Annotated in this window: 12 protein-coding genes; 8 read left to right on the forward strand and 4 right to left on the reverse strand. The window is 64.0% G+C overall.

The features are described from left to right. The first annotated feature begins 7 nt into the window (after positions 1 to 7). The 8 genes from IHE39_RS09915 (at position 8) to IHE39_RS09950 (ending at position 7,733) form a co-directional block, all read left to right on the forward strand. Positions 8 to 955, forward strand: coding sequence for an ABC transporter permease (locus IHE39_RS09915; protein WP_192566350.1), 948 nt, complete (start codon positions 8 to 10; stop codon positions 953 to 955). Positions 956 to 1,014: 59 nt separating this feature from the next. Then, entirely contained in the window at positions 1,015 to 2,121 is a 1,107-nt protein-coding gene (locus tag IHE39_RS09920) for an autoinducer 2 ABC transporter substrate-binding protein (RefSeq protein ID WP_192566351.1), read from the forward strand. 111 nt (positions 2,122 to 2,232) lie between these two features. Beyond that, complete coding sequence (locus IHE39_RS09925) at positions 2,233 to 3,294, forward strand: class II aldolase/adducin family protein (protein ID WP_192566352.1); 1,062 nt, start codon at positions 2,233 to 2,235, stop codon at positions 3,292 to 3,294. Between the two features lies 1 nt (position 3,295). Beyond that, positions 3,296 to 4,573 (forward strand): FGGY-family carbohydrate kinase, encoded by a 1,278-nt coding sequence (locus IHE39_RS09930; protein WP_192566353.1) that lies wholly within the window; start codon positions 3,296 to 3,298, stop codon positions 4,571 to 4,573. Beyond that, complete coding sequence (locus tag IHE39_RS09935; protein WP_192566354.1) at positions 4,573 to 5,409, forward strand: TIGR01459 family HAD-type hydrolase; 837 nt, start codon at positions 4,573 to 4,575, stop codon at positions 5,407 to 5,409. Before IHE39_RS09930 ends, IHE39_RS09935 begins: the two co-directional genes overlap by 1 nt. A gap of 22 nt (positions 5,410 to 5,431) precedes the next feature. Next, complete coding sequence (gene rhaI, locus IHE39_RS09940) at positions 5,432 to 6,721, forward strand: L-rhamnose catabolism isomerase (RefSeq protein WP_192566355.1); 1,290 nt, start codon at positions 5,432 to 5,434, stop codon at positions 6,719 to 6,721. A 13-nt stretch (positions 6,722 to 6,734) separates the two neighbouring features. After that, positions 6,735 to 7,052 (forward strand): L-rhamnose mutarotase, encoded by a 318-nt coding sequence (gene rhaM / locus IHE39_RS09945; protein ID WP_184768136.1) that lies wholly within the window; start codon positions 6,735 to 6,737, stop codon positions 7,050 to 7,052. A 3-nt stretch (positions 7,053 to 7,055) separates the two neighbouring features. Continuing rightward, positions 7,056 to 7,733, forward strand: coding sequence for a class II aldolase/adducin family protein (locus IHE39_RS09950; RefSeq protein ID WP_192566356.1), 678 nt, complete (start codon positions 7,056 to 7,058; stop codon positions 7,731 to 7,733). A gap of 171 nt (positions 7,734 to 7,904) precedes the next feature. On the opposite strand, the gene IHE39_RS09955 is transcribed toward IHE39_RS09950, so the two are convergent. Genes IHE39_RS09955 through IHE39_RS09970 form a run of 4 tightly spaced genes read right to left on the reverse strand, consistent with a single transcriptional unit; the run spans position 7,905 to position 11,947 of the window. Further along, on the reverse strand, positions 7,905 to 8,936 hold the full coding sequence (locus IHE39_RS09955; protein ID WP_312880732.1) for an SIS domain-containing protein: 1,032 nt from the start codon (positions 8,934 to 8,936) through the stop codon (positions 7,905 to 7,907). 50 nt (positions 8,937 to 8,986) lie between these two features. Further along, on the reverse strand, positions 8,987 to 9,748 hold the full coding sequence (locus IHE39_RS09960; protein ID WP_184768134.1) for an ATP-binding cassette domain-containing protein: 762 nt from the start codon (positions 9,746 to 9,748) through the stop codon (positions 8,987 to 8,989). 9 nt (positions 9,749 to 9,757) lie between these two features. Next, a complete protein-coding gene (locus IHE39_RS09965) occupies positions 9,758 to 10,957 on the reverse strand; it encodes an alanine racemase (RefSeq protein ID WP_184768133.1) in 1,200 nt (399 codons plus the stop codon). Positions 10,958 to 10,969: 12 nt separating this feature from the next. Further along, the gene (locus IHE39_RS09970; protein ID WP_184768132.1) at positions 10,970 to 11,947 is read right to left on the reverse strand and encodes an ABC transporter permease; all 978 of its coding nucleotides are present in this window, start codon (positions 11,945 to 11,947) and stop codon (positions 10,970 to 10,972) included. Positions 11,948 to 11,972: the final 25 nt, after the last annotated feature.

Genomic DNA, 11,972 nt, shown 5'->3' on the forward strand with positions numbered 1-11,972 from the left:
CGACAAGATGAACCTGAGATCCCTCATCCGCCACGAGACGTTGCTGGCCCTGCTGCTGGTCATCGTCCTGATCGTGCTGTCGTTCCAGTCGGACCGCTTCTTCACCGTCGACAATCTGCTCAACCAGGGCCGGCTGATGACCGAGATCGGCCTGATCGCGATTGCCATGACCTTCGTCATCGCCACCGGCGGCATCGACCTGTCGGTCGGCTCGATCCTCGGGCTCACCGCCATCCTGACGGGCGTGTTCTGGCAGAATGTCGGTCTGCCGCTGCCGGTGGCAGCAACGGCAGCGATCGCCGCCGGCACCTTTGCCGGCTTCGTCAACGGCGTCATCATCACGCGGTTCCGCGTGCCGCCGCTGATCGCGACGCTGGCGACGCTGGCGCTCTATCGCGGCCTCGCTGAAGGCATCAGCCAGGCGCGGTCGGTGCGCGGCTATCCCGAATGGTTCTACGTGCTCGGCCAGAAGGACGTGCTCGGCGTGCCGACGCAGCTGTGGATCTTGCTGCTTGCCGCCGTCGTTGCCTCGATCATCCTCGCCTACACGACCTGGGGTCGCACGGTTTATGCCGTCGGCTCCAACGAGGTCGCCAGCCGCTTCTCGGGCCTGTCAGTCGAAAAGACCAAGCTCGCGCTCTACACCGCTTCCGGCTTCGCGGCTGCGGTGGCCGCGGTGATCTTTGTGTCCCGCGTTTCCACCACACGTTCCGACATGGGCACCGGCATCGAGCTCGACGCCATCACCGCGGTGGTTCTCGGTGGCACCTCGATCTTTGGCGGACGCGGCACGATCATCGGCACCATCATCGGCCTTTGCCTGATCCAGGCGTTGAAGAATGGCCTGTCGCTTGCCGGCATCAAGGGTGACGGCACGATCATGCTGATCGGCGCGGTGCTTATCCTGGCGATCCTCGCCAGCAACCTCTTCGAGAGGAGCGGCACTCGAACCTAGGGAGAGCAACGTCCTTCACTGCCGCTCTACAGTGTCCGGACGATCAATTGGAGGATTGAATGCGTAACGTAGTACTTTCCGCGCTCTTGGCCTTGTCCTTCTCGACAAGCCTCAGCCATGCCCAGTCCGTCTGGACTGGCGGTGACGACCTGCCCACCAACCCGCTGGCCTGCGATGCCACGCCGGCGACTGCCGCCGCCAAGCCTTATGATGGCGGCCAGCCAACCAATGCGCCTGACCGCAAGGGCAAGACGATCAAGGTGGTCGACGTGCCCAAACTGGTCGGCATCGGCTATTTCAATGCCACATCAAAGGGCATCGCCGACGCCGCCAAGGAAATGGGTACGATGGACGCCAAGACCGATGGTCCATCCAAGGCCAACATCGATGACCAGGTCACGCTGATCGACAACTACATCACCTCCGGCGTCGACGGCATCCTGTTCGCCGCCAACGACCCGGTCGCCATCGCACCGGTGCTGAAGAAGGCACTCGGCGCCGGCATCAACGTCGTCGGTTATGACGCCAATTCGTCGCCCGATGCCCGCCAGTGGTTCGTCAACCAGGCCGAATTCAACGGTATCGCCAAGGCCATGGTCGACTCGATGGCAACCGAAATCGGTGACGAGGGCGCCTTTGCCATCGTCACTTCGACCTTCACCACGCCCAACCAGGCGCGCTGGATCGCCGAGATGCAGGCCTACCAGGCCAAGTGCCATCCCAAGATGAAGTGGCTCGAGACCGTCGAGGCGCAGGAAGACAACATCCTGTCCTTCAACCAGTCGAACACGCTCATCAACAAGTATGGCGACGAGCTCAAGGGCATCTTCGGCATGACCAGCGTGGCGACACCGGCCGCTGCCGACGCTGTGACCCAGGCCAAGAAGTGCGGCAGCGTCGCCGTTGTCGGCCTGGCCACGCCGAACGCGATGAAGCCCTATGTCGGCGCCGGCTGCGTCAAGTCGGTTGTGCTGTGGAACCCGGTCGACCTTGGCTATGCCGCGGCCTTCGTGCTGCGTGCCGTCGCCGATGGCTCGCTCGCCCCGGGTGCAACCTCGGTGAAGGCCGGCAAGCTTGGCGACCTCTCGGTCATCAACGGTTCCGAGATCCTGCTTGGCGCGCCGACCGTCTTCAACAAGGACAACATCAACAACTTCGACTTCTGAGGTCGAAGCGGGAGACGCCCATCGCCTTGGGCGTCTCTCCAAGAAAGGCACGGAGCCGGCTGATATCAGTATGTCGGCCGGCTCCGCCCCTGAACTGGAAAGGACCCTCGCATGCCAGAAGCGGCCGGCTGGCAAGCCGAACTCGAACAGCTGAAAGCCGTATCGGCCCGTATTGGCGGCGATCCGCTGCTGACACAGGGTGCGGGCGGCAACACGTCGCTCAAGGTCGGCGGCACGCTCTGGATCAAGGCGTCCGGCACCTGGCTGGCGCATGCGCTCGAGCGCGACATCATGGTGCCGGTGGAGATGGCGCCACTCATTGCTGCTGTCGAGGCGATCGATCCCGCTGCCGAGCAGGCACATCAATTCATCGTTTCGGCCCTCAACAGCTCGGGTCTGCGCCCGTCCATCGAGACGACAGTGCATGCGCTGATGCCTCAGCGCGTGGTGCTGCACGTCCACTGCGTCGACACCATCGCCCATGCCGTGCGCAGCGACTGCGTCGAACAGGTCGGCCCGCGTCTTGACGGGCTGAATTGGGCTTATGTGCCTTATGCACGGCCAGGCCTGCCGCTGGCGCTCGCCATCTCAGAGCATCGTGGCCAGCGGCCCGATGTGCTGATCCTTGCCAATCACGGGCTCGTCGTTGCAGCCGATACCGTGGCCGGGGCGGAAGCCCTGCTCGAAGACGTCAAGGCGAGGCTGAAGATTCCGGCGCGGGAGGCCCGGTCCTTTGGGTCCGAAAAGCTCGCCCAACTCGCCTCAGGCAACGACTATCGCCTTCCCCAATCCGATGCCGCTCATGCTGCGGCGACCGACCCTGCAAGCCTGAACCTGGCTGCCAAGGGCAGCCTCTACCCCGACCATGTGATTTTCCTCGGAACCGGCTCCGTCACCGCCAGGGATGGCGAAGACGTCGCTGCGGTCGTGACGCGTCTCGGCACGTCGCCGGTGTCGATCCTGTTTCCCGGCACGGGTGTCCTGATGCGCACCGATGCGACGCCGGGTGCCGATGCGATGGCCCGCTGCCTGGCCGATGTTCTTTCGCGCATCCCTGAAAATGCGCCGATGCGGGCGTTGACTGCGGAAGAGCATCTCCAACTGACCGACTGGGACGCCGAGAAGTACCGGCAGGACCTGGCTCGCAAGGCCGCGGCCAGGAAGATTGCCTGAAATGACGGTCCCGCTCGCCATCGGCATCGATCTCGGCACGTCGGGTGCGCGGGCCGTGGCGATGACGCCCCAATTCGAGATCGTGGCGCAGGGCGCAGCAAGGCTCGCGGATTTCGGTGCCAACCCGCGCTCGCCGAAGATCTGGTGGCAGGCGGTCGAAGCGGCGCTGAACGCAGTGCTGTCGCAGGTCGACCGCGCCTGGGTCCATGCCATCGCCGTCGACGCCACGTCGGGCACGTTGCTGCCGGTCGACGCCGAGGGTACGCCACTCGCCGAACCGCTGATGTATGACGACAAGGTCAGCACCCCCCAGCTTCTGGCCCGTATCGCGGCTGTGATCCCGGCCGAAAGTGCCGCGCATGGCGCCACCTCAGGTCTGGCCAAGGCGCTGGTCTTCCAGTCCGTACCCGGCGTGGTCAAGGTTCTGCACCAGGCGGACTGGATCGCCGGGCGGCTCGCCGGCCATTTCCGCACGACAGACGAAAACAACGCGCTGAAAACCGGCTACGATCCGATCGACCGGCACTGGCCGGATTGGATCGCCGAAACCGGGCTCAAGGCGAGCTTGCTACCGCGCGTCGTGGCGCCCGGCGCTCCGCTCGAGACCATCGCACCTTATATGGCTAGTGCCTTCGGCCTCAGCGAAGAGGTCGAGATTATCGCCGGTACCACCGACGGATGTGCCTCATTCCTTGCAACCGGCGCCGACAGGCCAGGCGACGGTGTCACCGCGCTCGGCTCGACGCTGACGCTGAAGCTGCTCAGCGACCGGCCCGTCTTCGCGCCCGATTTCGGTATCTACAGCCACCGCATCAACGGCATGTGGCTCGCCGGCGGTGCCTCCAACAGTGGCGGCAAGGTGCTTGCGCATTTCTTTGCCGCGGACGAAATCGCGCGGCTGTCGGCAGCCATCGATCCGGACGTTCCGACCGGCCTCGATTTCTATCCGCTGCTGGAACCGGGCGAGCGCTTTCCGGTGCTCGATCCCTTCTGGCCTCCGCGGCTCACCCCGCGACCGGCCGGCGACGCCGGCTTCCTGAAAGCCATGCTCGAGGGCATCTCCGCCATCGAGAAGCTCGGCTACGACAGGCTCACTGAGCTCGGCGCCCCGCCGCTGCACTCCGTGCGCAGCCTCGGCGGCGGCGCGGCGAACCCTGCCTGGACGGCGATCCGCGAAAACCGGCTCGGCGTGCCGTTCCTGCCCGCGCATTCGCAAGAGGCTGCGGCCGGCGCGGCGCGGCTGGCGCTCATTGGCCTTGAAGCGGTGGGAGACCTGTGATGGCGACCATCCAGCTGTCAGCTATCCGTGACCTTGCCGAGCGCTTCGACGTCTTCATCCTCGACCAGTTCGGCGTGCTGCATGATGGCACGACCCCATATCCCGGAGCGGTCGACGCGCTGGTGCAGTTGAAACAGGCCGGCAAGCGGACGCTGCTTTTGTCCAACTCCGGCAAGCGTTCGGCGCCCAATGAGGCGCGGCTGGTCAAGCTCGGCTTCGTGCCCGGCAGCTGGGACCACTTTTTGTCCTCGGGCGAAGTCGCCTGGCAGCGCCTGCGCAAGCAGCTTGGCAACGAGGCCGGCCTGCGTTGCCTGCTCATCGCCCGCGACGGCGACCGCTCGGCGGTCGAGGGCCTGCCGCTGACGATGGTCGAGACGGGCGAGGAGGCCGACATCGTTCTGCTGTCGGCCAGCGAAGGCGATCGCCACGACCTCGGCCACTACCGCCAACTGCTGCAGCCCGCCGCGGCGCGAGGTGCCAAGTGCCTGTGCACCAACCCGGACAAGATCATGCTGACGCCGGTCGGGCCGCGTTTCGGCGCCGGGCGCATCGCCGAGCTCTATGCCGAGCTTGGCGGCGCGGTGACCTGGATCGGCAAGCCGTTCCCCGAAATTTACGCTGCGGCGCTCGACATGCTGGGCAATCCCGAGCCAACGAGGGCCGTCTGTGTCGGTGACAGCATCGAGCACGACATATCAGGCGGGCAGGGAGCGGGGCTTCGGACCGCCCTTGTCATGACCGGCGTTGTGGAAACGAGCAGTCCGGCCGAGCGGGATCAGCTGTTCGCCGAGCACGGGGCGACGCCCGATTTTCTCGTGCGGACATTTGCGTGGTGAGGCCGCGCGGGAGGAGGATGTGATGGACACGATGATATCAGGCGACGTCGTCGAAAAGAGCAATGCCGTCGGCGAAAAGACCCTGCGCGCCGACTACGCGTCACTTGGTGAGCAGCTCGACCGCCGCGGCATCGCCATTGATGCCATCCTTGGCAAGGTCGAGGCTTTCGGTGTTGCGATCCCGTCCTGGGGCGTGGGCACCGGTGGTACGCGTTTTGCCCGCTTCCCCGGCCAGGGCGAACCGCGCGACGTGTTCGACAAGATCGAGGATTGCGCCGTCATCAACCAGCTGACGCGCGCCACGCCGACGGTTTCGCTGCACATCCCCTGGGACAGGGCCGATCCTGTCAGGCTGAAGCAGGCCGCGGCGCGCTTCGGCCTTGGCTTCGATGCGATGAACTCCAACACATTCTCCGACGCTCGCGACCAGAAGCACTCCTACAAGTTCGGCTCGCTCAGCCACGCCGATGCGGCTGTTCGCAGGCAAGCGGTTGAGCACAACATCGAATGCATTGAGATCGGTCGGACACTGGGGTCGAAGGCGCTGACGGTGTGGATTGGCGACGGCTCGAACTTTCCCGGCCAGGTCAATTTCGCCCGCGCCTTCGAGCGCTATCTCGATGCGATGAAGGATATCTATGCAGCACTGCCAGGCGACTGGCGGCTGTTCAGCGAGCACAAGATGTATGAGCCGGCCTTCTATTCTACGGTCGTGCAGGACTGGGGCACCAACTACCTTATCGCCAAGGAGTTGGGCGAAAAGGCCTATTGCCTTGTCGACCTGGGCCACCATGCCCCCAATGTGAACATCGAGATGATCGTGTCGAGGCTGATCCAGTTCGGCAAGTTGGGCGGCTTCCATTTCAACGACTCGAAATATGGCGACGACGATCTCGATGCCGGTTCGATCGATCCCTACCGCCTGTTCCTGGTCTTCAACGAACTTGTCGATGCCGAGCTTTCGGGTGCCAAGGACTTTCACCCTGCCCACATGCTCGATCAGAGCCACAACGTCACCGACCCGATCGAAAGCCTGATGCTGTCGGCCGTCGAGGTGCAGCGCGCCTATGCCAGCGCTCTGCTGGTCGACCGCAAGGCACTCGCAGGTTTCCAGGACGAGAACGACGCGCTGATGGCGACACAGACGTTGAAAGCAGCCTATCGCACCGACGTCGAGCCGATCCTTGCCATGGCGCGGCTCAACGGCGGCGGCGCCATCAATCCGGTCGCCGCCTATCGTGCCAGCTTCTATCGCCAGAAGGTCGCGGCCGAGCGTCCGGCATCGGCCAGCGGCGGCGGCGGCATCGTCTGATAGGAGAGCGAGCATGCCTGAGCGTATCGCCTTCCGCATGGTCCTCAACGCGGGCCAGGCCGCCGAATACCAGAAGCGGCACGACGCGATCTGGCCGGAGCTCAGTGCTGCGCTGCGCCAGGCGGGGGTCTCAGACTATTCGATCTGGCTCGATCCCGAGACCAATCACCTGTTTGCAACGCTGGTCCGCAGCGACGATCACAGCATGGACCGGTTGCCGCAAACCGAAGTCAACCGCCGCTGGTGGAACTTCATGGCCGACGTCATGCAGTACACCGACCGCAACGAGCCGCTTGTCGTGCCGCTGCAGCGGGTTTTTCATCTGGAGTAGACAATGACTGACAAGGCACTGCGCGACGAGATGGTGTCGATCTGCCGGCGCATGAATTCGAGCGGCATCAACCAGGGCACGGCCGGCAATCTTTCGGTGCGATCGAGCGGCGGCTTCCTGATCACGCCGTCGGGCATGCCTTATGACATCATGGGCCCGGACGACATCGTCGAGATGAGTTTCGACGGCACCTATGTTGGCCGCCGCCCGTCTTCGGAATGGCGCTTCCACCGCGACATACTGAAGGCGCGCGAGGACATCAGTGTCGTGCTGCACTGCCATTCGGTTTATGCGACGACGCTCGCCTGCCACCACAAGACCATTCCCTCGTTCCACTACATGACCGGGGTTGCCGGCGGAAACACCATCCGCTGTGCCGGCTATGCCACCTTCGGCACCCAGGCGCTGTCCGACAATGCACTGGTGGCGCTGAAGGACCGGCTCGCCTGCCTGCTTGGCCAGCACGGCCAGATTTCGCTCGGCACCAATCTCGAGCATGCTTTGTGGCTGGCGATCGAAGTCGAGACGCTGTCGCGCATGTATGTCCAGGCGCTCACCCTCGGCGAGCCGCCGATCCTGTCCGACGAGGAGATGGAGAGGGTCATCGAACAGATGCGCCGCATGAGCTATGGCCTTGCGCCTGATGCCGAGGGCACCAACGACGTTGCACGGCCGAAGTAAGGGCGTTCGGGAAACAATCATTTGTTCCGCTGTCTTGCCCGGCATTCATGATGCCTGACACGACCTCGTCCTGAGAGAGCGCTTCAAAAGCATCATGGCTCAAGGCGGACGGCATGCTTGTTAAAAGGGCCACCCGAGAACCGCTTAGTCGCAGGCCCGCTGCCTTTCTCGTCAAACTGTTTGCGTCACCTTCTTCAGCAAAGCCGGGGCGTCAGGATTTTCGCCTAGCGACACCGACAGCGCTTCGACAAAGCGATAAAAGCTCACCACGCGACAGATCGGGTTGAGCAACGCGTGCCGGGCAGAGACAGTCGGCAGGACGTGGGCGCCGCCGGCCGATGCGCCTGCGACAAACACCTTGGCGCCCGCCATCGTCATCGCCTCGACTGCATCGCGGACGCTTTCGTCGGTCTCGTCGCCATTGGCAAAAACCAGGGCCGCGAAACGGTCGCGGGCCAGTGCGATCGGGCCATGGCGCACTTCGGCGGCGCTATAGGCCTCCGCGTGCAGGCGGCAGGTTTCCTTGAACTTCAGCGCGGCCTCCCCAGCGATGCCCAGGCTGTGGCCGCGCGCGACGGTGAACAGGGAATGTGACGCCGCAAGTGGCAGGGCCGCCGCGCTCCAGTCGCATTCGAGGGCCTTGGCCAGGCTTTCAGGCAGGCTCGCCAACGCGTCCAGCAGGGCATGATCCTCGGTCCAGCAGGCCGCGACGCTGGCCAGCGCCACAAGCGAGGCAACGAAAGACTTTGTCGCGGCGACCGCCTTCTCGTGTCCTGCCATCATCGGCAGGACGCTGGCCGCGCTATTGCCGACCGGCGAATCGGTGACGTTCAGCAGGGCCACCGTGTGCGCGCCGCCGGCGCTTGCACGCTGTTGAAGGCTGACGAGGTCCGGGCTTGCGCCGGATTGCGAAACGGTAAGGAACGCGCCGCCGCTGAATCGCAGCTTGGCATTGAATACCGAGGCAATCGACGGCCCAACCGAAGCGACCGGGATGCCGATGCCGATCTCGACGAGGTATTTGAAATAGGTAACCGCCTGGTCGGATGAGCCGCGCGCGCAGGTGACGAGGAACCGTGGCTGCTCACGCTTCAGCCGCAGCCCCTCTTCGCGATAGATCGCCGCTCCGTCCCTGATCTGGCGTTCGACTACCCCTGGGATTTCGTTGATCTCGCGCAGCATCTGCGTGGCGGTGTGGGTCACCGAAAACTCCGTCTGTCAGTATGAAGATGCCGCGTGTTCGCGAGCCTGCGTCAATGCTGTTGCAGCCCCGTGATCATGGCGATGATCTCATTCTTGTCGGTCTTGTCAGTCTCGCGAACGCCGATCTGCTTGCCGCGCCTGAGAACGCAGATGCGATCTGCCAGCTTGAACACCTGGTCGAGGCTGTGGCTGATGATCAGCACGCCGATGTTGCGCTGCTTCAGCGACAGCACGATTTCCTCCACCTTGGCGGTTTCCGCGACACCGAGTGCTGCGGTCGGTTCGTCGAGGAGGATGAGCTTGCTGGCCCAGTGGGTGGCGCGGGCAATGGCGACACCCTGGCGTTGGCCGCCAGAGAGGTCACGGACCGCAGCGTGCGCGGAAGGAATGCGCACGTCGAGTTCCTTCACCAGCTTTTCCGTCTCGTTGATCATCCGGCGGCGGTCGAGCAGTCCAAAGCCGTTCACTGGCTCACGGCCGAGGAACATGTTCATGTAGACGGTCTGCTGGTCGGCCAGCGCAAGATCCTGGTAGACCACTTCGATGCCATGCGCGCGGGCCATTGTGGCGTTCGACATGGCCACCGATTCACCTTCGATGGTGATCGTGCCCGATGTCGGCGTGTAGACGCCGGAGATGATCTTGATCAGCGTCGACTTGCCGGCGCCGTTGTCGCCGACAAGCGCGACGATCTCTCCCGGGCGCACCTCAAGCGAGAAATTCTCGATCGCCGTGATGCCGCCGAAGGTCTTGCGAATATCCTGCAGCTGCAGAACGGGTGCTGCTGCGTTGACGTTTGGGTTCGCGGTCATGGACATCTCCTAAACCGGCCAGGAGGCGGTTTCACCGAAACCGTTCTCGATCGTTTCCACCTTCGGCGCGCCCTTTGAGATGCCTGAGACGCCAACGACATAGGCACGGGTGACGAACGCCTGCCCACGGAAGCCGAACACGGCGGTGTCGCCTGGCTTGGGCGCGTTCGGCCCACCCGCATCGATCATCGCGTAGTAGTCGATGGCCGAGGGCGGCGGTACTTCGACGCTTCGCAGCGCGACCGCAGCAGTGGTTGGCTCCCGACCAACGATCGCCTTGACATCGTAGTCGGGGAAGATCGGGTCGATGTAGAAGCCGCCGCCGAAGCAATAGGCCTTGCCGCCGCAGAGATGGGACACCTCGGTGAGGTAGAGCACCGCCGGCAGCTCTGGCAGGTCTTCCATCACATGCAGCGCAGTCGTGCCATGCAGGCCGTTGCCAGGTTCGCACTGCGTTGCGCCGGCCTCGGCCAATGCGGCAAGCATCACGCTCGACGTCGTCCCGGGGGCGTTGATCTCGATGTCCTTGCGTCCCGCCTTGGCAAGCGTCTCAGCCGCCTTGGAAAGTGTCGCAAGATTGTGTGTCGGCACAACCTTGCGCGTCGCGTGATCGAACAGCAGGGCCGGGAAGGTGGTGATGCCGGCAAAGCGGCCACCATCGAGTGCGTCGAGCCGGTCGGCGACAGCTGCGATATCGGCCGCATCAAAGCCGCCTTCGTGACCGCGATAGAAGGTGTCGCCCTCGGCGCGGATGCGCGCCAGAAGATCCTGCGTGCGGCTTGCGGCATTTGCTCCGGCGGCGGCTTCTTCTGCCTTGGTCTGGTTGAAAACGGTCCAGTAGTCTGGCTCAAAGGCTTTGGCCGCCGCCGCCGCCTCATGACGAGCGACCTGCTGCAGATGGCCGAGATGCGCCAGCTTCAGGCCGGCCTTGTGAGTGGCGCGGGCACAGGCCATGTCGACGGCCACGGCGCGGTCGATGCCGCCGCGCTTGACCGCATGGCAGAATGAACTGGAGCGGCCGACCTGCTTGGTCATGGCAAAGGTCTTGAGGCCGAGCCTGCTGGCTTCGCTGCTGAGGGTGCGCGCATTCTGCTCGACCGCGTCGAGGTCGAGCACATAGGCGTTCGCCGGGATATTGCCCTGCTGATGCAAAGCCATCGCAGCTTCGATGAAAGCCGGGTTACGGCGGCGCAAAACGTCGAGAAACATGGCGAGCTTCCTTCAGCGTGATTTTTCGCGCAGCGATACGGCCACCGCAGCGAGGATGATGAGACCGCGAACGATCATCTGGTCGGAAACCGACAGGCCCATGAGGATCAGGCCGTTATTCAGCATGCCCATCATCAGCGAGCCGACCAGTGCGCCGATGATCGAGCCCTTGCCGCCATTGAGCAGCGTGCCGCCGACGATGACGGCGGCGATAACCGTCATCAGGTCAGTTTCGCCAAGCGTGTATTTCGCAGCCTGCAGGCGACCCGCATAAAGCAGGCCGGCGAGACCGGCGAGGCCACCGCTGATCATCAGCACGGCCAACCGCATCTTCGGCACGCTGATGCCCGACACACTTGCAGCGCGGGCGTTGTCGCCAATGGCCAGCACATGGGCGCCGAAGCGGGTCTCGCGGTAGATGATATGGCCGACGGCAACCGCAATTGCCGTCCACCAGATGAGTGATGGAATACCCAGGAACACACCGGAACCGAAGAAGCCGGTAAACGTGCTGTCGGTCACCGGAATGGAGCGCAGGTCGGTCATCGAGCGCGCCACACCGGCGAAGAGGCCCATCGTTGCCAGGGTCACCAGGAACGATGGCAGCTTGACATAGGCGACCAGCGCGCCGTTCAGCAACCCGATCAGCAAGCCGGCGCCGATGCCGGCAAGCACGCCGGCGACAAGACCGTATTCGTTGACCGTAACCGCCGCCGCCAGCGCCGCAACAGCGACGGTCGAGCCGATCGACAGGTCGATTTCGCCGGCCGACATGACAAAGACCAGGCCGATGGCCATGATCGTCGCCGGTGCCGTCTGCAGCACGATGTTGGACAAGTTGCGGACAGTCAGGAATCCACTGTCCTTCAGCACGATGGCGAAGAACAGGAAGATCGCCAGGAAGCCGAAATAGACGACATATTGCTGCAGGTTGAAACGGCTGGCGAAGCTGTTGGCTTGGCTAGCGGCGCTCGTATTGGCGCTGGGCATCGTACTTCCTCCGGGAAGGCGCAGG

The sequence above is a fragment of the Aminobacter carboxidus genome (assembly GCF_014863355.1).
GTDB classification, from domain to species: domain Bacteria; phylum Pseudomonadota; class Alphaproteobacteria; order Rhizobiales; family Rhizobiaceae; genus Aminobacter; species Aminobacter carboxidus.